The organism is Gluconobacter sp. Dm-74 (assembly GCF_018256135.1).
In the GTDB taxonomy this organism is placed as follows: Bacteria; Pseudomonadota; Alphaproteobacteria; order Acetobacterales; family Acetobacteraceae; genus Gluconobacter; species Gluconobacter cadivus.
On record NZ_JAERLX010000003.1, the window covers coordinates 208,658 to 230,200 of the forward strand.

Below are 21,543 nucleotides of genomic sequence, written 5' to 3' on the forward strand. Positions count from 1 at the left end.
TTTATGAGCTCGGGGATTTTTTGGTGAACATGCGGTCGATTGCGGGGCCGATGAAGTAGCCGATGATTCCGGTGATGAGGACGGAGGGCCAGGCCCAGCCGGCGTAATCCTTGAAGAAATCCTGATTTTCCAGAACTGTCATGACGGCGATGTCGATCAGGACGAGGGTCCATAATGTTGTGGACAGGAAGGGCTGGAGCCAGGCGTGGCGGACTGTGCGGGACATGAGGGGTGCTCCGGCTTACGAGATCGAGACGTGGAAGACGAAGATCATCCCGCAGATGAAGGCGCCGAACAGCGGCAGCCAGCAGGTGTGCAGGTGGTTGAGGTTGTCCATGTAGGAATAGGCCAGCGCGAGCGCGACATAGACATGGGCGAAGACGAGGCCGAGGACCATGCCGATGAAACGCTTCTTCAGAACCTGCTCTTCCTGACGGTTCTTTTCGGCGAGAGCGGCGGGATCGGGGCGGGCCATCGGTGTTTCGGTGGTGGCCGGGGCGGTGGTTTGATCGGGGGCTGACGGCTCTGGTGAGACCAGGACAAGAGACATCGCTGAATTCCTTGGCATGATCCTCGCCGATCGGCGGGCGATGCGGGGCCACGGGATGATCGGGCCGGGAAATCGTCTGCGGGGAACCGGGAGGAGGGTTCTCGATAATGTGTGGGCAGAATGAGCCTGTCCGCACGACAATGCAAGACTTTATTTAAATGATTAAGGGTTAGGCTTCCCGGCAATAAAAAACCGGCTCCTTACAGGAGCCGGTTCGGGGTCAGGCCTGACCGGGGGCGTTGTTCCCGGGGGCGTCATTGGCCGGGATGGGCAGAGGGGCATCTGTGGTGATGCGCATGGCGTTGCCGGGCGGCGTCGTGAAGTAGGACGTGCCGGTGTAGAATTTGATGCTGGCGGCGGCGAGCTGGTTGGTGATGCGGCGGTAGAACTCGCGTTTGACCTTCCATTTCATCATTGGTGCCGTGCGGAAGCTGCCGAGGAGGGTGGCGCCGCCGCTGTCGCTGTTGTCCACGCCCAGATCGTTATAGTCCGACAGGATCATGGGGCCGAAGACCGCATCGTCGCGCATCTCCTTGAGGGTTTTCGTCATGATGGCTGTCACGCGCGGCAGGTCTTCGGACAGGTCGAGCTGCTGTTTGACGATGACCTGATTGTAGCCGCGGGCCGTGTTGGCGATTGAGGAGACGGACGAGAACGGGATGATGTGAAGGTCGCCGTTGATGTCGCGGACCTTCACGGTGCGGATCGAGAGGTTTTCCACCGTTCCGGAAACACCGCCGGTCGTGACCCAGTCACCGACCTGAATGGCGTCTTCGACGAGCATGAAGAAGCCCGTGATGAAGTCCTTGACCAGACTTTGCGAACCGAAGGCGATGGCTGCACCCATGATACCTGCGCCGGTGAGCAGCGGGGTGACGTTGATGCCGATCTGCGAGAGCGTTGTGACGGCGACGATGATGATGATGATGGCCAGCAGAACGGTGCGGATGATGGGCAGCACCGTGCGCAGGCGGGTTGCGCGGGCGAACTGGTCCGAACTCTCGAAACGGGTGAGCTGCTGGCTAAGGAAGGCGTTGATGATTTCCCAGATCGTGACCGCGATGCTCAAGGCGACCAGCATGGTCAGAACGGCGTCGAGCAAATGGCGGCCGACGGCATTTTTGATGAAGAAGCCGAACGTGGGCAGACCCCAGGCTTCGGTCATGGCGATCAGGGTCAGGAACAGGATGGCGCCGGTCAGGATGCGACGGGCGAAGGGGTAGTAGCGATCGGCGCGTTTCTGGATGTCGGGGAAGCGTTCGGTCAGGACGGGGTTGATGCGGAAGAAGCGGTCCTGAAGCCCGTAGGCGAGCACGGCGATCAGACGGGATGCGACGAGAATGCCGATCGTAATGCCCGTGGTGTCGAGAATCCAGCGATAGCCCCCCGGAAGATGGGCGGCCCAGACGATCCAGAGGGAGGCGTCGAGGAACATGGCCGGGACCCACCACAGGCGCGTGATGGCGACGATGAAGGTCCACATCGCGGTGTTGGGGACGGCGCGCGGCTGAAGCGCGCTGCTGACGAGGTGTCGGACCCGCCAGATGAAGACGGCGATCAGGATATGTTCGATCAGGATGATGCCGCGGATCATCGCATCCGTGCCGCGCGGCGAGAGATTGAACTGGCTGCCCAGTGTGGACAGGCAGAAGACGATCGCGGGGGCTGCGACCAGCACGTTCCACCAGCGGGTCAGCAGGAAGGCGGTGGCGTCCGTGGCGGGCAGGAGACGGATCGTGGGGGAGCGGGGCGCGAATCCGGTTTCGACGAAAAGATAGAGAATCCGGGCGGCGGCGTAGCAGTTGGCGAGCGTCATGATGACGTTGTCGGTCTTGGCGCTCCAGGGCAGGACCAGAACGGCCAGATAGGCGACGGCCAGAAAAACGAGGACCGGGATGGCTTTTAGCGCGAAATGTCCGAGCGCGTAGGGGACGCGGGACAGGAAGCGCAGGGTTTCGACCTGACGCCGCTGGTCGGCGGCGCGGGTTTCGCTGGAGCCGTCAACGATGGGGTCATGCGCTGCGGCGTCTTCGTTCGCGACGGTATTGCGCTGTTCGCGGTTTTCGGCGTTCTGCGTGAGCTGGACCAGTGGTTTATGCAGGCTTAAGGCGACGATCCGCTCCAGAGCCACGCCGCAAAGCATGACCACAATGCCGCCTGCGAAGGCATGCAGGATCGTGCTGCGGGTATCGGGGGAGGCAAGGGTCGTGTGGGCCCATCGGCCAACGATTCCGAGGTCGCTGAACAGATCGAGGAAATTATGCAGATAGCCAAGGGCCTGAAGGCGGATGCTGCTCAGGCCGGTATGGATGTCGGGCGGCACATCGGCGACGGTTTTGGAGGGTGCGGCTTTTGCGGGGGCTGCGGCAGGGGTTGAGGCTGCGACCGGAAGGCCGCGGGCCATCAGGTCAAGGGTGTGGGTGAAGGCGTCCCGTTCCTTGGGGTTGTTTAGGACGTTGAGGAGCTGCTGGGCTTCCTGCTGGCTGAGGGGATGGGTGCTGTCGGCGGCTTTTGCCGGAAGGGCGGGCGCCAGAAAACCGAGGAGCAGAAAGAGGAAGAGGCCGAGGACGGCACGTCCGGTTCGCGGGCGGGGTGTGGCGGACGGATCGGGACGGGGGATCGACGGCATCGGTCTGTTGGGTCCTTGAGATTACGCGTTCTGGGCTGCGGTCTGATATCCGCGCCGGGTGGTCCGCCGAGGGCGGTTGTTATGTGCAAACATGGCACAGGGGGGTGGCTCTGTCCTACCCCTCTTCCTGTGGGTGTTTTATTCGGAAAGGGGTCTGTCGTCGGGCATCAGCCGGTCGAGAGCCTCGGCGTTTCTGATGGCCCAGTGGTAGAGAAGCTCCACGGGTTCCATGAAGGTCTGCCCCAGATCCGTTAGGCTGTAATCGACATGGGGTGGCATGATCTGGCGGACGTTGCGGCGGATGAGGCCCTGCGTTTCGAGTTCGCGCAGGGTCTGGGTCATCATTTTTTTCGACAGGCCGGGGATGCTGCGCTGGAGCTTTCCGGGACGGGCCGTGCCGCCCAGAAGATGCAGCGTGTGCAGGATCATGGTGGTCCATTTTCCGCTGAAAAGCCTCAGGATCCGGCGGGGCGCACAGTCTTCGGCGAAGGGCGCCTGACGGTAGTGTTCGGGCAGCGGCGGGGTCATGGAGTGGGAACCTTCTGGTCACCAGGGCACGAAAAGGTGCCGTCTGGCGGAAATGCGGATCGTCTCCAAGATGTGGAGCAGACCCTGTTTTCTGCAAAGGAAAAATCCCATGACATCTTCTGTTCCTGCCATGGTTTCAGCTCGGACCGCGCTGGTCGTCGGGGCGACCGGGATTGTTGGCCAGAACATTGCGGCGCGTCTCGTGGCCGAAGGCTGGACCGTGCATGGTCTGGCGCGCAGGCCGCGTCATGATATGGCGGGCGTGCTGCCGGTTGAAGCCGATCTGCTGGATCTGCCGGCGCTGACCCATGCGCTGCGGGATCTGCGGCCGAGCCATGTGTTTTTCTGCTCCTGGCTGCGTCAGGAGACGGAGGAAGAGAACTGCCGCGTTAATTCCGCGATGATCCGCAATGTGTTCGCCGCTCTGCCGGAGCCGGGGCTTCTGGTTCATGCGGCGCTGACGACGGGCATGAAGCATTATCTTGGTCCGTTTGAATCCTATGCGTCCGGTGAGCCGCCGGTGACGCCGTTCCGCGAAGACGCGCCCCGGTTGGATCTGCCGAATTTCTATTACGATCAGGAAGACGCGCTTTATGAAGCCGCTGCCCAACACGGGTTTTCGTGGAGTGTGCATCGTCCGCATACCGTGATTGGCTATGCGGTTGGCAATGCGATGAACATGGGCAGTACGCTTGCGGTTTATGCGACGATCTGCCGCGAGACCGGACGGCCTTTCGTGTTTCCGGGATCTCCCGTGCAGTGGAACGCCCTGACGGATCTGACCGATGCGCGGCAACTGGCGCGGCAGCTTTTCTGGGCTTCGACCGAGGCGGGAGGACGCAATCAGGCGTTCAATATCGTGAACGGAGATGTGTTTCGCTGGAAATGGCTCTGGCCGCGTCTGGCGGAATGGTTTGGAATCGAGGCGGCACCATATCCCGGCCATGCGACGTCCCTTGAAGAGACACTTGCCGGGGATGCGGAGCTCTGGGAGCGGATTGCCACGAAATACGGGCTTGCGGAGAGCCGGATCGAGCGGCTGGCTTCGGCCTGGCATACGGATGCCGATCTGGGGCGGCCGGTCGAATGTGTGACGGATATCAGCAAAAGCCGCCTGGCGGGGTTTGCGGGATATCAGTACACGCCGGACTCTTTCACCGATCTGTTTACCCGGCTGCGGGCTGAGAAGCTGATCCCGTAACACGGGGTTTGCAGGACCCTTCCGGTTTCACGACCGGAAGGGTCCTGCTTTTCGTTTCAGTCAGTGATATGGTGAGGGCTGTTTTCTGAAAACGTGGAATGAGCCTGTCTTGCATCGAATGTTCAGCATGTCGGCCCTGCTCCTGGCAGGGGTTCTGGGTCTGGGTTCCGTGTCCGCACGGGCGACCGAAAGTGCGCCGGTTGCGTCCGCGAACGACACCGCGACGTTGGTCACGGATCGCGATGCGGTCGGGCCGGACCAGCATCTTCGGGTCGGGCTCCGGCTTCAGCTCAAGCCGGGCTGGCATACCTACTGGATTAATCCGGGCGATGCCGGAGACACGCCGACGCTGGATGTGACGGCTGATGGCGGGGCGACGGGCAAGGGCGGCCCGATCCACTGGCCTGTGCCGGTGCGGATCAGCGAGGGCGGCCTCATGTCCTACGCTTATATCAATGAAGTGACGCTGCCGGAGGATCTGGTTCTCAAGGGTTCCGGCGGGACGACGCTGCATGCCCATGCGGAGTGGCTTGTCTGCGCGCAGGTCTGCATTCCCGAGAGCGGTGATTTCACGCTGACGCTTCCGGCTTCGGCGGCTGATGTGCCGGAAGGCGGCGCGCAGGCGGACCTGTTCCGCAAGGCCGAGGCTGCAACGCCGGTGGCGTCGCCGTTTGCTGCCAGCGTGTCGGGCGATGGTGTGTTGACGCTTTCGGGCAAAGGGCTGTCTGCGGCGTCCGTGTCGCAGGCGTGGTTCCTGCCGCAGGATGGGGGCGTGATCGATCAGGTGGCGGAACAGAAGCTGCATGTCTCTGACGGCCAGCTCACGCTCGGGCTGAAATTCCTGAAATTGGCGCATCGGGACAAGCCGCTTGTGGGCGTAGTCGTGCTCAAGGATGCGGCGGGGCAGGAAAGCCCGTTGCAGATTGAGGCTCGCCCGGTTGGGGGCGCGTCTGCTGCGGCTCCTGTGCAGGCGGATGCGGCACCGGCTTCGGATGTACCAACGGGAGCTGGCTGGCTGCGGGTTCTGCTGTTTGCTTTTGTGGGCGGGCTGATCCTGAACCTGATGCCGTGTGTGTTTCCGGTTCTGGCGATGAAGGCGCTGTCTCTGGCGAAGATGGGCGGTGCCGGACGGGGCGCGCAGCTTCAGAGCGCGCTGTTCTATACGCTGGGTGTGACCGGGGCTTTTGCGGCGCTGGGCATTGTCATGATCGGGCTGCGTCTGGCCGGGTCTGCGGCGGGATGGGGCTTTCAATTCCAGTCGCCGGGATTTGTGGTCGGCGTGTGCTGGCTGCTGTTCCTGATGGGGTTGAACCTGCTGGGTGTGTTTGAAGTCAGCGCCGGGCGTCTGGGGCAGGTTCAGACAGGCGGCGGCCGGAGCGGGGACATGATGACGGGTCTGCTGGCGGTCATTGTGGCGACGCCCTGCACGGCGCCATTCATGGGGGTCGCCATTGCTGGGGCTCTGGGGGGGCCGCCGGTGATGGGCGTTCTGGTGTTCCTGTCGATGGGGCTGGGGCTGGCGTTTCCATATATTCTTGTGGCCGGGGTGCCGGGTGTGGCGTCCCGGATGCCGAAGCCGGGGGCCTGGATGGGTATTCTCAAGCAGGTTCTGGCGTTTCCGCTGTTTGCGACCTGTGTATGGCTACTCTGGGTGGCGGCAATCCAGCGGGGCGTGACGTTTGTGGCGCTGACGGCCGGGGGCGTTGTGCTTCTGGGCTTTGCGGGCTGGATTTATGGTGTTGGGCAGCGTCGGTCCATGCTGGAAGGCGGCCGTGGGGCGGTGGCGTTCTGCCGGATCGTGGCTGTGCTGTGTGTTGTGGTGTGTGGAGCCGCGCTGGCGCAGGGGCTGCGGGCCGCGCCTGTTCCTGTGGTTGTGGGCGCATCGGACTCCGGGATCGAGCCGTTTTCAGAAGCGCGTCTGGCCGAGCTTCGGGCGCAGGGCAAGCCGGTGTTCATCGACATGACGGCGTCATGGTGCATCACCTGCATGGTCAATGAGCGTGTGGCGCTGGATGTGCCATCCGTTCAGCAGGCGTTCCGGGACCACAAGATCGTGTTCCTTAAGGGGGACTGGACGAACCGCAATGCGGCGATCGGCGCGTTCCTCAAGACGCATGGGCGCGACGGTGTGCCGTTCTACATCTATTATGCGCCGCATCAGGATGGCGTTGTGCTGCCGCAGATCCTGACGCCGGGTATTGTGCTCTCGACAATCGGGAAATGACGTTGCGATATTCGGGCCGTCTGGAACGATTCAACGACCCGTATTGCGCGGGTCGTCCTGCGGATTGACGTAGGCCATGCTGAACGGGCCCGTTCCCGAAACCTGAAGCACGGCGCCCTGACGTCCGGCCTTGATGGCGTGTGGGACGTTGACCGGCAGGTGGACGAAGCCGCCCGGTCCGAGCGCGCGCTGCTGTGTTGTGTCGATGTTCTGCCCTACGAAGTGCTGGATGTTGCCGCTGATGACGGTCAGCATTTCGTCCAGATTATGGGTGTGTGGCGGGATGAATGATCCGGCTGGCATCATGACGCGCAGGGTGAAGGGGCCGGGTTTTGTGGTGTCGCCTGTCAGGATGGCGATTTTCGTTCCGTGCGGGAACATGGCGGGCGCGGGCTTCCATGCTACGGCATCTGAACCCTGAATGATCGTAACGCCGGAGTTGTCCTGCGCGGGTTCGGTCGGGATCGGGGCAGCCTGTGCTGCCGAGGATAATGCGAGCGCTGTGCCGAAAAGCAGGGCTGAGCTGGCGGACTGTTTTCTGGAAATCATGCCGAAGGGCATTGGGGGTCTCCTCCGTTCCACAGGGATGTGGGGGCGTGTTGCGGGAACGCAGCGGAGGAGACGTGGTTTTGGGACGAGGCGTGTGCCCCGCCCCTTCCCGTCAGAAGGCGGTGGAGATCGTTCCGGTCATGGAAAAGCGCGGGGAAACCATGAAAGAGTTTCCGTAGCCGGTATAGGGCGCCAGATTGCCGCTATGGACCGTGCTCGGGTCCTTGGCGCTATAGACCGCGCCCATGGCGCCGGTGCGGACGATGGAGCCGGTGAGGTTGGTGAAGTTCAGGCGGAAGGTCGGGGACTGCGCAAACATGAAGGGCTTGAAGTGATAGCCCATCGAGAGCGTGTCGGTGACGTAGCCCGGAATGCGCTGGTCGCCTGCGATGCTGACGGATTGCGGACCGGTATAGTGGACGGTGCCGTTCGCGAAGAAGCCTTTATAGGTATAGGTCAGACCAAAATTCGCGATGACATGCGGGGCCATGACGGCCTGCGTGCCCTTGGAATGCAGCATCGTGTTCAGATACGGATCGAAGACGTTGCTGTCCTGTGAGGCATGCAGATATTCGACGGAGGCGTAAGGGCTGAAGCCGTGGATCGGGCGTCCGGCGATCATGACGTCAAAGCCGCGCATCTGCTGGCTGCCGATATTGAACGGCTTGTAGCTGTTCATGCCGACATACTGGTCCACGATGCGGTTGGTGAGGTTGTAGTTGAAGAACGCGACATCGGCGACGATGTAATCGTCATGGTAGCGGTAGCCGAGTTCTTCCTTGATGGAATACTGGTTCTTGGGGATCGCGACGCTGGTGTAGAGCCAGCCGAGATCGACCGCGCTGGGCTGGCGGTAGTCGCCTTCCACGTTCAGGTAGACCTGATGGTGGTTGTTGATACGGTAGCCGATTGAAAGCTGCGGCAGCGGGGCGGTGCGGTTGGCTTCCTGACGGCCGTAATAGTCCTTGTTCCAGATGTTCGTCATGACGAACTTGAACCCGGCATCCACCGTCAGGTGATCGTTGAAATACTTGGCCGTGTCATGCACGAACAGGGACTGGATTTCGTAACCGGCCGTCTGTTTGTCGCCAGCGGAAATCTGGTACGCGGCCCAGTTGGGGCTTGGCGCGTTGCCGTCCGCCATCTGGTAACTGCTGGGGTAGGACTGGATCGTCTGGGTGTTTTCATACCAGTAGCCGACCGAGAAGGTGTTGTGCCGGTCGATTTCCCAGTTGAGTTTCGTGATCGTTCCGACCGAACGGTATTCGTTTTGCAGGAAGTAGTTCGTCAGGCCGCGCGTAACGCCTGCGGCATCGGTCGTCGTGCCGCCCGGAGAGGCGTCCCAGCCCTGCCCGAAGCTGAAATAGGGATGGATGTCGAACGACAGGTGCGAGGGGAGCACGATATGAACCGGGGCCGAGATGAAAATCTGGTTCCAGTGGTCGTTGTTGTTGCCCCAGTAGTTGTTGCTCTTGCGGTCATCCGTCCGGCCATAGCCCTGTCCGGTGTGTTTGTAGCGGAAGAACTGGTCGGAGGTGGGGTAGTTGTCGATGACGAAGTCGGCGGAGTTCCAGGACAGGAAGAACTTGGCGTTGGAGCCGTTATGCCAGTCTTTCTGGAGGCCGAAATCGATGTGTTTGCGCTGGTTGGTGCCAGCACCCATCCAGGAGCGGGCATGGGTGTTGGAGAACGAGAAATAACCGCGCACGCCGCTATGGCCGATTTCGCCGGATTCGAGGCGCAGAAACTCGCGTGACAGGTTGTTGGTGCCGTAGGAGAAGTCGATCAGGCCGCCGCGCTTTTGCGAGGGAGTGCGCGTTTCCTCGTTCATGACGCCACCGGCGGCGGACATGACGGGAAGATCTGTTGCCGAGGAACCGGGCGTGACGCTGACACTCTCGACGTTTTCGGAGTCGACGTTCTCGCTCAGATATTTCGCTGCCGCTGCCGGAGCGCCGTCCACCAGAAGGCCCATATCGAGATCCGTCAGGCCGCGGGACTGGATCTGCCCGCCTTGCATGCCCGACGAATCCGGCGTCGTAACGTTGAGGCTCGGCAGGTTCTGGATCAGGTCGAGCGCCGTGCTGGTCGGCGCGCGCATGTCGATGAATTCCTTGGTGACGGTCTGTACCGCATGGGGGGCGGTTTCGACGCGCATCATGCCGCCGCCGCCGTTCAGCGCGCGGCGCGAGGACGTGACGGAGACCGTTTCGGCAGCAGACGCATCAAGCGCATGGGGTGCGCGCGGTGCAGCGGCTGCGCGTGAGGGTGTCCGGGCCGCTTTCGGAGCATTGCGGCTGGAGGTCTGATGGCGGGGGGTGTGGTGTTTCGCTGGCTGTGCGGCGCGGGCTGGCGTTGCGAAAGCGGCGAGCACGCTGCCGGCGAGACAGGTGACGGCGAGAAGCTGACGTCTGTAGCCCAGTGAGCCGGAGCGTGATCCGGAGCCGCGGGACTGATGGTTGTCTTTCATGCTGCCGGGCTCCTGCGTCTGTCGCACCAAAAGGTGCACTTTGGAAACGGTATTTATTCGAAACGTGGATGTAAAACGGATGGCCTATCTCCATCAAAGATAAAATGAAGGCCGGGGCATTGCCGTTTTTAGGGTGGTGCAAAAATGTGACAGTCTATGTCTCCTGTATGACGCGGTTTTTCGGGGCGGGAAATCAGGCCGCGGGGTGGGGCTGTGTGGTGGGGGAGAGGAACTCTTTTTCGAGTTCGGAAATCACCAGTCGGGCCGCGCCGGAAAGCTGCCGGGAGTGGTCCACGCACAAGGCGAGCGTCAGAGGAGCGAGATCGTGGTTGGAAATCGGAATGAAAGCCAGTTCACCGCGTGTGACCTCTTCCATGACGTCGAGCGCGCTGAGGATTCCGAGGCCGATGCCCTCGCGGACCAGAGACTTGATCATCTGGATATTGTCGGAGGAGGCAGCGGCGTGGATGTTGAGATTGCTGTCGATTTGAAGAATGTCGATCTGGCGGTGCAGGGCGAGCGGGGGCTCGGGCATAATCATGGGATAATTCATCGCCAGACTGAAACGGGCGCTTTTGCGCTCTGCGACGGGATGGTTCGGCAGGCAGACGAAGCCGAGTGGAAAGTCCTTGTGCGCGCGAACCAGAAGGCCGCGGGCATGGGTCGGGTTGAGCAGCAGAGCGAGGTCGACGGAACCGTCGATCAGGGTGTTCTGGATGCGGCTGTTGTCCAGCACATGGGTGCAGATGGTGATGCCGGGATGGGTCGTACGCATGGCGCGCAGCAGGCGCGGCAGGAAGCCACGGGTCAGGGCGTCGGGGACGGCGATATCCACCTGTCCACGGCGCAGGCCGCGCATGTCTTCGATCTGGACGCACATATTGGTCAGGTCCCGCGACCACTGTTTGCCGTGCGCGTAAAGGAGTTCGCCTGTGGCGGTCAGGCGTAGTCCGGTGGGCAGGCGCTCGAACAGGGGCGTGCCGAGGGATTCCTCGCCCTGAAGGATCTGCCGGTCAATGGCGGAAGCGGCGATACGCAGATGTTCGGAGGCGCGGCGGATGGAACCGTGCTGGGCGACGGCGAGGAAGTAGCGCAGGAAGCGTGAGAAGACAGGCATGGAAGAACTGCTCTCTTTTTGCGAACGGGAGGAGCGTTTTTATGGAGTATACGACCTTGAGGCGGTGTGAAACTATCCCGCCCGACAGGTGACCTGTCGTTTTTGATGCGGAAAGACACTCCGGCGCCCTCCGGAGACTGCCCTGTCCGTACCGGTTCTTTGGGGTTTGACCACATGACATCCACCGTTTCTCCCGTCGATGCTCCGGTTCTGGAGGCTTTGGCTGCGCTTTCGGAGCGTGTGCGGGAGGATCTGGCGAAAATCCGTTATGCGACGGGAAACTGGAGCCTGACGCAGGATCGTGACGGGGAAGCGGTTCTGGATGTGGCGATCATCGGCGCGGGGCAGGGGGGCATTACGTCATGCTTCGGTCTGCGGCGGCAGGGTGTGACCAATGTGCAGGTCTTTGAAAAAGCAGTGAAAGGTGGCGAAGGGCCGTGGGTGACGTTTGCGCGCATGATCACGCTGCGCACGCCCCGGCATGTCACGGGGCCTGATCTGGGAATCCCGAGCCTCACGCCGCAATCCTGGTTCGAGGCGCGTTACGGCGCGCAGGCATGGGAAGATCTGGACAAGATTTCCCGTCATGACTGGCAGGCCTATCTGGACTGGGTGCGGCAGACGCTCGACATCCCGGTCGTGAACGATCAGGAACTGGTGCATGTCGGCTGGGACGAGGGGCTGCTGCGGCTGACGTTCCGCAATGCGGCCGGTCAGGAAACGGTGCGTCTGGCACGGCGGATGGTTCTGGCGACGGGCATTGACGGCGGCGGGACGTGGCATGTGCCCTCCTTCATTTCCGAGACGCTGCCCAAATCCGTTTATGCCCATACGCATGAAGACATTGATTTTGAAGCTCTGAAGGGCAAGCGGATCGGTATTCTGGGGGCAGGGGCCTCGGCGTTCGATAACGCTGCGACGGCGCTGGAAAAGGGCGCGGGGCGGGTGGATCTGTGCCTGCGTCGGGCGAAAATCCCGGCCATCAATCCGTATCGTTGGATGGAAAATGCGGGCTTTCTCGCGCATTTCTCGGAACTGCCGGACCTGACGCGCTGGCGCTTCATGCGGCAGATCTACAGCCTGAACCAGCCGCCGCCGCAGGACACGTTTTGGCGCTGCCGCCGTCATGAGAACTTCGCCTTCCATCCCGGAACGCCCTGGACGGCAACGCGGATGGATGGCGACGAGATCGTGGTGACGACGCCGCAGGGCGAGATGCGCTTCGATTTCCTGATTATCGGGACGGGGTTCACGATCGACCTGTCGCAACGTCCGGAAACGCGGGATTTTGCGTCTTCGGTGATGCTGTGGCGCGATCATTTCACGCCACCTGCCGGGGAAGACAGCGCGCTTCTGGGGAGCCATCCCTATCTGGGGGCGCGGTTCCAGTTCCTGCCGAAGGAGGCGTCCGATCCGAAGGCGCCGATGCTGGCGAAGATCTACAATTTCACGTTCGGGGCCATGCCGAGCATGGGGCTTTCGGGGGCGTCCATCAGCGGGATGCGTTTCGGTGTGGAGAAGCTGGCGCGGGGCATTGCGCGCGATCTGTTCGTGGAGGACGGGGACAGGCATCTGGCGAGCCTGTTGGCTTATGACACGGAAGAACTCGTCAGCCTCGATCCGCCGGTTCTTTGAAAAGGAAAACGCTCATGACGCAGGACAGCTATCCGCGGGACATGATCGGCTATGGCCGCACGCCGCCGGATCCGAAATGGCCGAATGGCGCGCGTATCGCCGTGCAGTTCGTCATCAATTACGAGGAAGGGGCGGAGAATTCGGTTCTGCATGGGGATGCGGGGTCCGAAGCGTTCCTGTCCGAAATGGTGGGCACGAAATCCATCATCGGCGCGCGCTGTGCGCAGATGGAGAGCCTGTACGAATATGGCAGCCGGGCCGGGTTCTGGCGGCTGCGGCGGCTGTTCGATGAAGCCGGGATGCCGGTGACGGTGTTTGGTGTGGCGAAGGCTCTGGCCCGCAATCCGGAGGCGGTGGCGGCCATGAAGGAGAGCGGCTGGGAAATTGCGTCTCACGGTCTGCGCTGGATTGATTATCAGGATTTTCCCGAAGACGTGGAGCGGGCGCATATTCGCGAGGCGATTGCGCTGCATACCGAAGTCACGGGAGAGCGGCCGCTCGGCTGGTATCAGGGGCGTACCAGCCCGAACACGGCGCGTCTGGTCGCGGAGGAAGGCGGGTTTGTTTACGACGCCGATTCCTATGCGGATGATCTGCCGTATTACGATCGGACCAATGGTCGGGCGCAGTTGATCGTGCCCTATACGCTGGACGCGAATGACATGAAGTTTGCGGCGCTGAACGGTTTTACGGAAGGCGAGCAGTTCTTCACCTATCTGCGCGATGCGTTCGACATGCTGTATCGCGAGGGCGGACGGATGATGTCGGTCGGGCTGCATTGCCGTCTGGCGGGTAAGCCAGCGCGGGCGCTGGGGCTGCTGAAGTTTCTGGAGCATATTCAGAAGCGCGAAGGCGTGTGGGTGGCGACGCGGCTGGATATTGCGCGGCACTGGCAGTCTGTGCATCCGGCATGAAGATTTCTGACGTCAATGCACTGTCGGCTGAGGCGTTTGTTGCCCGGTTCGGTGGGCTTTACGAACATTCGCCGTGGGTGGCGGTAGGGGCACTGAAGGCACGGCCTTTTGTGGATGGGGATGCGATGTTGTCCGCGTTTGCGGAGGTTGTGCGGTCTGCGGGCGTGGAGGCGCAGCTTGCGTTGGTGCGGGCGCATCCGGAGCTTGGGCACCGGGCCGGGATTGATCCGGATCTGACGGAACATTCCGCCTCGGAACAGGCTTCGGTCGGGCTGGATCGTCTGACGCCTGCGGAATATGAGCGGTTTCGGGGGCTGAATGACGCGTATCGCGCGCGGTTTGCCATGCCGTTCGTGATCTGCGTGCGCAAGGTCGCTGCACCCGGAAAAGCGGCGAAAACCGTGATTATGGATGAAATGGAGCGCCGTCTTTCTGGCACTCCCAAACAGGAACTGACCGAGGCGCTGACGCAGATTGATGCGATTGCAGGGCTTCGTCTGAAAGATCTGGTGACGGCATGAGTTCTCTGTCCACGCATGTTCTCGATACGGTGTCCGGAAAGCCTGCTGCGGGTGTGAGCCTGCGTCTGTTGCAGGGGGACCGGGTTCTGTTTGAAGGCCAGACGAATGCAGATGGGCGTTGCCCGGAGCTGCGGGATGTTGCGGTTTCGAAAGGGACGTATTGTCTGGAGTTCCGGATTGGCGATTATTTTCGCAAAAGCGGGCAGGTTCTGTCTGATCCGCCGTTTCTGGATGTGGTGCCGATCGTGTTCGGGCTGGCGGCGGAAGCCCATGCGCATGTGCCGCTGCTGGCGGCGCCGTTCGGATATTCCACCTATCGCGGAAGCTGAGGGCTTTTCATGACTGCCGAGAATGCCGCGATGACCGGTCTGCATCCCGTTGACGAGAAACTGCCGGTCTGGCGGCTTGGGGCCTACGGGTTGCAGCATGTGCTGGCGTTCTATTCGGCGGCGGTCATCGTCCCGATCCTCGTGGCAGGGGCGCTGCATCTGCCGCGCGAGACGCTGATCCATCTGATTGATGCGGATCTGTTCACCTGCGGGATTGCTTCACTGCTTCAGGCGGTGGGGTTTGGCCCGGTCGGGGTTCGGCTACCGCTGTTGCAGGGTGTGACGTTTACCGCCGTGGGGCCGATGATCGCCATTGGCTCTGCTGTGGGCGGGGGGACGCCGGGGCTGCTGTCCATCTACGGGTCGGTCATCGTGGCGGGGTTCGTGACGTTGCTGATGGCGCGGCATTTCGCCGGGCTGGTGCGGTTTTTTCCGCCGGTCGTGACCGGGTCCATCATTCTCATCATCGGTCTGGCGCTGCTGCCGGTGGCGGCGAATGATATTGTCTCGGGAGCCAGTCCGTCCGTAATGCAGGATCATGTTCCGTTGCGGAGCATCTGGTACGGGTTGGGGACGCTGGCATCCATTCTGGTGATCCAGCGGCTGTTTCGCGGGTTTATTGCCACGATTGCCGTGCTGATCGGACTGGTTCTGGGAACGCTGGTGGCCTGGATACTGGGCGATGCGAATTTCGGAGAAGTGTCGTCCGCGCCGCTCCTGTCCATCACGCATCCGTTCTATTTCGGGATGCCGACATTTCATCCGGTCTCGATCCTGTCGATGGTGATCGTCATGACGATTTCCATGATCGAGACGATCGGCAACGTCTATGCGACGGGTGAAATCGTGGACAAGCCGATCACGTCCGAAGACATCGCCCGCACGCTTCGGGCCGATGGCATCGCGACCATGCTGGGCGGGGTGCTGAACTCGTTTCCCTACACATGCTTTGCCGAAAATGTCGGGCTGGTGAGGATGACGGCGGTGAAGAGCCGCTGGGTTGTGGCGGCGGCGGCGGTCATCATGATGCTGCTGGGGTGTCTGCCGCGTCTGGGCGCGCTGGTGGCTGCGGTACCGCTGCCGGTTCTGGGCGGAGCGGCTCTGGCAATGTTTGCGACCGTGGCGGTCGTGGGTGTGCAGACGCTGTCACGGGTGGATTTCAACCGGCAGAGCAATGTCATTATCGTGGGGACCAGCATCGGGCTGAGTATGTTGGCGACGGCGCAGCCGCATATCTCCGATACGTTTCCGATGTGGGCGAAGATTGTCTTCGGGAGCGGGATTACGCTTGGATCGCTGTCAGCAATTTCGCTGCATCTGATTTTCAATGTGAAGCGGACGATTCACGAGGCAACGCATGCGACGGATGTGCCGCGTGAGTCTTTGATCGACGAGCGTATCCGGGAGGGGTGAGGGATCAGGGCTCTGCCCTGAAACCCGCCAAAGGCCGGAGGCCTCTGGACACCGATTCGTGTAATCAGGGTGCAGGGATCGAGATCCCTGCCGGGTCCGGGCAGAGCCCGGATTGTCACCTCAGAATCCTGTCTGGGCGGAAAAATAAAAGCCCGTCTGGTTTTTGAACGTCGCGATCGTGCCAAGTGACACATAAGCGAGCGTGATGTTCAGATGCTTGTTGATGAAATAGCTGGTGTAGACGTCGAACCAGTTGCTTTCGTCGGTGAAGCGCTGGTTGCGGGGCTTGGTGCGGTATTCAACGCCAACAATGAGGCCGGGCAGAAAGGGCGGCAGATAGCCGAGGGAGCCTTCGAACTGCGCGTGGTAATTGTTATCGAGGTCGCCACCGAAACCGATGATGCCCCACTGGTTGGCCTTGGTGAAGCGGACGGTGGTGTCGATCAGGATGCCGACTTTCGGAAACAGCTTGGTGACGGCGAGATAGGCGTCTGCGCCATCGGTGTGTTTTGAGCCGACCATGTGAATGATGCGGCTGTCGCTATCATGTTTGTACATGGCGCCGATGGCGACCTGTGGGATCAGGGTATTGTCGGCGACATGGCCGAAAAGGCGGACTTTCGCGCCTGCGACGTCGAGGTCAAATTGGTAGCCGTTGCCGATGCCGAGCTTGGCGCCTGTGGCGCGGGTCTGGAAGAAATTATGGGTGTAGGAAAGCTCGACGCGGTCGAAAAGGCCGATCGAGGCACCGACGTTCTGGTCCCAGTAATTGGTGAGGTTCACGTAGCTGTAGTGAAAGGCCATGCCTGCGCTCTTGTCGCTACCATAGCCGCTGATGGTGGCCCAGCTTGCGAGGCCGCCGCCGCTTGAACCTTCAAGAGACGTCATGCCACCGGTGCCGATGGCGCGCTGTCCGTCAAAGAGGGTGCGGAACAGGGATTTGCTGTTGCCGTCATTGCCGAGGGTGACCTGCGGCGTCTCTGCTGTGCTGTCTGCGGCGTGGGCGGTGTGGTCTGGAAGAAAGGTGCTGAGGGACAGGACCGCAGTCAGGGACATCAGGGATCGGACGGCCTGTGCGGATGAGGAGAAGCGGTGCATGGGTCCTGCTTTTAGGTCGCGAGCCCGAGGGTGAGCCAGGAGTATTCTCGCAGGTTAAATACTGCCGTCAGTATGACTGTGGAAATACTGATAAATAATTAAGATGGCCGCGCAATTTTGAAAAAATTCAGTGTCAAAAGATGACATCGCCCCTTCTGTGATGTGTGTGCTTGTGGCGTCAGGTTGCGCTGCGCTGGTGGCGGAGCTCCCCGGCGACATAGGTGGCGGCGATGCTGCGGTCGTCACCCAGCATGGTGAGGGCGAACAGGCGGTCGGCGAGGGTTTCGGCTGTCTGCGCGCGGATGCGGCCCAGAGGTGTGGCGGCGGGATCGAAGACGCAGAGATCGGCGTAGAGACCGGGTTGGATGCTGCCGATCCTGTCCTGAAGGCCGAGGGACTGTGCGCCTCCCGCCGTGGCAAGCCAGAGCCCCTGCGCGGGATGGAGTTTGGTCTGGAGGCCCTGTGCGACCTTGTAGGCGTCGGACAGGACCTGAAGCAGCGACAGGGACGGCCCGGCGCCGATGTCGCTGCCGATGCCGACGGGCACGCGGCGGTCGGGTTTGAGGGCTTCAAAGAGCGGGAAAGAGCCGCTGCCGAGGAACTGGTTTGAGCCGGGACAGTGTGCAATGGAGCAGCCGGTGTCGTGACAGCGCTGGAAATCGGCTTCTTCGGCATGGACGGCGTGGGCGAGGATGGCGCGGGGGCGCAGGAGGCCGGCCTTGTCGTACACGTCCAGATAGGAACTGCGATCGGGGAAAAGTTCGCGGACCCAGGCGATTTCGGAGCGGTTTTCGAGCAGATGCGTCTGCATGAACAGGTCGGGTTTCGTGGCGAGGAGGGCGCCTGCGAGATCAAGTTGTTCGGGGGTGCTGGTGGGGGCGAAGCGGGGAGTGACGGCGTAAAGCTGGCGTCCGCGATTGTGCCAGCGTGCGATGAGGTCCGCGGACTGATCGTAGCCGCTCTGGGCGGTGTCGCGCAGGTTTTCCGGGGCGTTGCGGTCCATCAGGACCTTGCCTGCGATCATGAAGGTGTTGAGGCGTTCGGATTCCTCGAAGAAGGCGTCCACGGACTGGGGGTGGACCGTGCAGTACACGGCGGCTGTCGTGGTGCCGACGCGCAGAAGTTCGTTCAGGAATTGCCGGGCGACGGTGCGTGCGTAAGTCAGATCGGCGTAGCGGGCTTCGGCGGGGAAGACGTAGCTTTCCAGCCATTCCAGAAGCTGCTCGCCATAGGAGGCGATGACCGGAAGCTGCGGGTAATGGACGTGCGTGTCGATCATGCCGGCGGAAATCAGCATGTCGGGGTAGTGGTCGATGGGTGTTCCGGCGGGGATTGTATCGCGCAGACTGTCCCATGGACCAGCAGCGGTGATGCGGCCGTTTTCGATCAGGATCAGGCCGTCGGACTCGTGATGCAGGGCGTCCATGGGATCGGTGGTGAAGGGATCGGCATGGAAGGTCAGGAACGGGCCGCGAATGGCCCGGTGGGAAATGGTGGGGGAACTGGTGCGGGGAGTGCTGCTCTCGGTCATGGGAAATCCTTTACCGCAGGAAACGCACCCGTGTCTGCGTCAGAAGGGTATGGATCAGGCCGCAGGTATAGAGGAGCAGCGTCAGGTCCAGCACGAGGAGGATGCGGTGGCTGGAAGCGTAGATTGTGGGGGACAGGCCCGTCAGGATCGTGATGATGAACCCTCCGGTCAGGAAGGACAGGAGGGTTGCGGCGTTTTTCAGGGACAGGGCGCACCATAGGATCGAGACGAACAGGCACAGCGTGAGGAAAAACGCGACATAGGTGTTGAGAGAGACCCAGTTCAGATCATAGAGGAACCGATCGCAGCGCAGGGCTCCGAGCAGGTGTGTGGGAAGCATGAGCAGGAGACCCAGCAGCATCACGCCCATGGCGGCCATATCCTGAAAGCCCCGGTTCCGTTTGACGAACGTCAGAAAGCAGAGGGACAGCACGAGGGCTGCGAGCAGGATGTGGTTGTCCGGGCTGATGCTGGTGCGGTGGATGCGGTCGAGGGCGAGGGAGAGTTTTTGAAGGGTGCTGTACTGGGGGAATTCCGGCAGCCAGTTGCCGATTTCCGCGACATAGCGGCGGCCGTTTCCGGGAGCGGCGAGGACGATCGCTGAGAGGATGGCGGCGAGCGTCAGGTAGAGGGCGCTGTAAAGAGAAACCGTTCGGCGGCCCAGGGCGGACAGGGCTGTGGACATGGCTGTGCAGAACAGCAGGAGCAGGGAGGACTGTTCGATCGAGCAGCCGATGGGCAGGGCTGCAAGCGACAGGAAACGCATCGTGTTTCCAGCCTCGTTCTGCCGCAGAAACACGCTGATCGAGAAAAAGGCGAAGGAGACCGGGAGCAGGTAATTGTAGAAGCCTGAAAGCCAGTAAACGGACTCTTCCGTGACCTCGTGCGGGAGGAGCAGAAACAGCCCCATGACGAGCGGGATTCCGAAAGCGGGTTTCAGGGACGATCGCAGGGTGCAGGACCAGATGGCATAGGCCAGAAGAACCGTGCAGAACGGGATGAGGAGTTTCCAGAAGAGCGCATAGCGGATGGTTTCCGCCAGTGCGGCCTCAATGACGACCCTACCGGACCATGTCATGTAACGCATGTGCAGGAAGGATAGCAGGCTCCGGTGATCGAGGGCGTGGCGGAACATGTCGTTGTCGATGAAGATCGACCGGTTGATGTGGGTGTCGATCCAGAGAGTCGCGATCAGAAGGAAGGCGATGAAGGCGCCGTTGCGCTTAAGTGCGGCAGACATGCGACATCCTGTAGAGCGTGTGTCCTGCAATGATGTTTAGGTGCACGTCTGGGGTTAGTCCCTCAGGGATGCGGGCGATGGCGGTGAAGCCGTACCGGTTGTGAAACGCATTGCCGTCCTTATGGGCGGCGTGTGCGATGTCAGGTCGCTCCTGAAGCCTGTAGGGAATGGACACTTCCTGCGCTCTGTCTCCGGCAGTGAGGACGAAAGACGCTTTGGGTCCGGGCCAGAGATCTGACAGAACCCAGCCGGAAACGGAGATGAATTTCGGGGTGATGTGACAGGTCTCCACGCGGACTTTCAGGGAGGGGTCGTCTGCGGAGGTGAAACTGTCCGGCCTGAAGGCTCTGTGTGCCGTCCAGGCATGGCCGATGGCCAGCGCCATAAGAAGTGAGAGGCTTATCCCGAGCACAAAGGCATGGTTCTTCAGAAGTATGAGGCTCTGATGCAGGGCATCGGGTATCTTCATCGGTCTGCTTTGGCCGTTCGGGAGATGTCCTGTCTGCCATTCGGGCAGCAGCCTGTCCATGCGGCCTTTCGGGCTGGTATCGAGGCTTTGGCCCTGATATTTCCGGGGCTGTCTTTTTCATCCGATCGCGGCTGTGTCTGCGGTCCCGGTCGCCGGATGCCTGCCTCATGTCCGATATTTTCGAACCGATCCGCATTGTCGCGCTGTATCATTTCACGCCGTTCGCCGATCCTGCCGCATTGCGCGGGCCGTTGCTGGAATTGTGCGAGCGTGAGGGGATCAGAGGGATCCTGCTTCTGGCGCGCGAAGGCATCAACGGCACGATTGCCGGCACTGATGAGGGTATGGAGCGCGTGATGGCGCATATTCGCGCGCTTCCGGGCTGTGCGGACCTGGAAAGCAAGGATTCCCGCGCGCCTGAACTGCCGTTTCGCCGCATGAAGGTGCGGCTGAAAAAGGAAATCGTCACGATGGGCGAGCCGGATATCGACCCGCTTCAGGGCGTGGGGCGGTATGTGGCGCCGGAAGACTGGAACGCGCTGATTTCCGACCCCGATACGATCCTGATTGATACGCGCAACGATTATGAAGTGGCGATCGGCACGTTCAAAGGCGCGGAAGACCCGAAGACGAAATCCTTCCGTGAATTCCCGGAATGGTTTCGCAAACGGCGGCAGGAACTGGAAGCGGAAGGCCGTCTGCCGAAGATTGCGATGTTCTGCACGGGCGGTATCCGCTGCGAGAAATCAACGTCCTTTGCGCGGGCGGAGGGTGTGGACGAGGTCTATCATCTCAAAGGCGGTATTCTGAAATATCTGGAGACCGTGCCCAAGGAAGAGAGCCTGTGGGAAGGCGAGTGTTTCGTGTTCGACCAGCGTGTGTCGGTGAAGCATGGGCTGGAGATCGGGACGCATGATGTGTGCCATGCCTGTCGTCGGCCACTAAACGCGCACGACAAGGCCTCGCCGCTGTTCGTGCAGGGTGTGTCGTGCCCGCATTGCCACAACGAACGGACGGAAGAGCAGCGCCATCGTTATGCCGAGCGTGAGCGTCAGGAAGCACTGGCTCAGGCGCGAAAGGTTGGGCATCTGGGTGTTCGGCAGAAGTAAGTGTGGCCGGGCGGGG

General features: G+C 61.5%; 19 protein-coding genes. 8 read left to right on the top strand and 11 right to left on the bottom strand.

Annotated features, from left to right (window positions below):
- Position 1 precedes the first annotated feature (1 nt).
- From JK208_RS06455 to JK208_RS06470, 4 genes are all read right to left on the bottom strand, one after another.
- Positions 2–226, bottom strand: a complete 225-nt coding sequence (locus tag JK208_RS06455) for a hypothetical protein (protein ID WP_211575050.1) — start codon at positions 224–226, stop codon at positions 2–4.
- 15 nt (positions 227–241) lie between these two features.
- Entirely contained in the window at positions 242–550 is a 309-nt protein-coding gene (locus JK208_RS06460; RefSeq protein WP_211575052.1) for a hypothetical protein, read from the bottom strand.
- A 220-nt stretch (positions 551–770) separates the two neighbouring features.
- A complete protein-coding gene (locus tag JK208_RS06465; protein ID WP_211575054.1) occupies positions 771–3,179 on the bottom strand; it encodes a mechanosensitive ion channel family protein in 2,409 nt (802 codons plus the stop codon).
- A 138-nt stretch (positions 3,180–3,317) separates the two neighbouring features.
- Positions 3,318–3,707, bottom strand: coding sequence for a helix-turn-helix domain-containing protein (locus JK208_RS06470; protein WP_211575056.1), 390 nt, complete (start codon positions 3,705–3,707; stop codon positions 3,318–3,320).
- A gap of 109 nt (positions 3,708–3,816) precedes the next feature.
- Between JK208_RS06470 and JK208_RS06475 the strand changes: the two genes are divergently transcribed.
- Together JK208_RS06475 and JK208_RS06480 are read left to right on the top strand one after the other, a co-directional pair.
- A complete protein-coding gene (locus tag JK208_RS06475; protein ID WP_249201979.1) occupies positions 3,817–4,908 on the top strand; it encodes an SDR family oxidoreductase in 1,092 nt (363 codons plus the stop codon).
- Positions 4,909–5,035: 127 nt separating this feature from the next.
- Complete coding sequence (locus tag JK208_RS06480) at positions 5,036–7,132, top strand: protein-disulfide reductase DsbD (protein ID WP_249201980.1); 2,097 nt, start codon at positions 5,036–5,038, stop codon at positions 7,130–7,132.
- 30 nt (positions 7,133–7,162) lie between these two features.
- Here JK208_RS06480 and JK208_RS06485 read toward each other — a convergent pair whose 3' ends face one another.
- The 3 genes from JK208_RS06485 to JK208_RS06495 form a co-directional block, all read right to left on the bottom strand.
- Complete coding sequence (locus JK208_RS06485) at positions 7,163–7,693, bottom strand: cupin domain-containing protein (protein ID WP_249201981.1); 531 nt, start codon at positions 7,691–7,693, stop codon at positions 7,163–7,165.
- Between the two features lie 100 nt (positions 7,694–7,793).
- Positions 7,794–10,151 (bottom strand): TonB-dependent receptor, encoded by a 2,358-nt coding sequence (locus JK208_RS06490; RefSeq protein WP_194261108.1) that lies wholly within the window; start codon positions 10,149–10,151, stop codon positions 7,794–7,796.
- Between the two features lie 193 nt (positions 10,152–10,344).
- Positions 10,345–11,268, bottom strand: coding sequence for a LysR family transcriptional regulator (locus JK208_RS06495; RefSeq protein ID WP_211575060.1), 924 nt, complete (start codon positions 11,266–11,268; stop codon positions 10,345–10,347).
- Between the two features lie 174 nt (positions 11,269–11,442).
- On the opposite strand from JK208_RS06495, the gene JK208_RS06500 reads away from it, so the two are divergent.
- The 5 genes from JK208_RS06500 to JK208_RS06520 are packed head-to-tail and all read left to right on the top strand — an operon-like array spanning position 11,443 to position 16,080.
- Positions 11,443–12,903 carry a SidA/IucD/PvdA family monooxygenase gene (locus JK208_RS06500; protein ID WP_211575062.1) on the top strand — a complete coding sequence of 487 codons (1,461 nt, stop codon included), beginning with the start codon at positions 11,443–11,445 and terminating at the stop codon, positions 12,901–12,903.
- A gap of 14 nt (positions 12,904–12,917) precedes the next feature.
- Positions 12,918–13,817, top strand: coding sequence for an allantoinase PuuE (gene puuE, locus JK208_RS06505; RefSeq protein WP_211575064.1), 900 nt, complete (start codon positions 12,918–12,920; stop codon positions 13,815–13,817).
- Positions 13,814–14,338 (top strand): 2-oxo-4-hydroxy-4-carboxy-5-ureidoimidazoline decarboxylase, encoded by a 525-nt coding sequence (uraD, locus tag JK208_RS06510; RefSeq protein ID WP_211575066.1) that lies wholly within the window; start codon positions 13,814–13,816, stop codon positions 14,336–14,338. Before puuE ends, uraD begins: the two co-directional genes overlap by 4 nt.
- Positions 14,335–14,667 (top strand): hydroxyisourate hydrolase, encoded by a 333-nt coding sequence (gene uraH / locus JK208_RS06515; protein WP_211575068.1) that lies wholly within the window; start codon positions 14,335–14,337, stop codon positions 14,665–14,667. The genes uraD and uraH overlap by 4 nt, the downstream gene beginning before the upstream one ends.
- Positions 14,668–14,676: 9 nt before the next feature.
- Positions 14,677–16,080: a nucleobase:cation symporter-2 family protein gene (locus JK208_RS06520; protein WP_211575070.1), complete on the top strand. Its 1,404-nt coding sequence runs from the start codon at positions 14,677–14,679 to the stop codon at positions 16,078–16,080.
- Positions 16,081–16,200: 120 nt separating this feature from the next.
- Here JK208_RS06520 and JK208_RS06525 read toward each other — a convergent pair whose 3' ends face one another.
- The 4 genes from JK208_RS06525 to JK208_RS06540 all read right to left on the bottom strand — a co-directional run bounded on the left by JK208_RS06525 (position 16,201) and on the right by JK208_RS06540 (position 20,418).
- Positions 16,201–17,178 carry a DUF3034 family protein gene (locus JK208_RS06525; RefSeq protein WP_211575073.1) on the bottom strand — a complete coding sequence of 326 codons (978 nt, stop codon included), beginning with the start codon at positions 17,176–17,178 and terminating at the stop codon, positions 16,201–16,203.
- 178 nt (positions 17,179–17,356) lie between these two features.
- Positions 17,357–18,709, bottom strand: coding sequence for a guanine deaminase (guaD, locus tag JK208_RS06530; protein WP_211575075.1), 1,353 nt, complete (start codon positions 18,707–18,709; stop codon positions 17,357–17,359).
- Between the two features lie 10 nt (positions 18,710–18,719).
- Complete coding sequence (locus tag JK208_RS06535) at positions 18,720–19,949, bottom strand: hypothetical protein (RefSeq protein WP_211575077.1); 1,230 nt, start codon at positions 19,947–19,949, stop codon at positions 18,720–18,722.
- Positions 19,933–20,418: a hypothetical protein gene (locus tag JK208_RS06540; RefSeq protein WP_211575079.1), complete on the bottom strand. Its 486-nt coding sequence runs from the start codon at positions 20,416–20,418 to the stop codon at positions 19,933–19,935. The genes JK208_RS06535 and JK208_RS06540 overlap by 17 nt, the downstream gene beginning before the upstream one ends.
- A gap of 167 nt (positions 20,419–20,585) precedes the next feature.
- Between JK208_RS06540 and JK208_RS06545 the strand changes: the two genes are divergently transcribed.
- A complete protein-coding gene (locus tag JK208_RS06545) occupies positions 20,586–21,527 on the top strand; it encodes a rhodanese-related sulfurtransferase (protein ID WP_211575081.1) in 942 nt (313 codons plus the stop codon).
- Positions 21,528–21,543 lie beyond the last annotated feature (16 nt).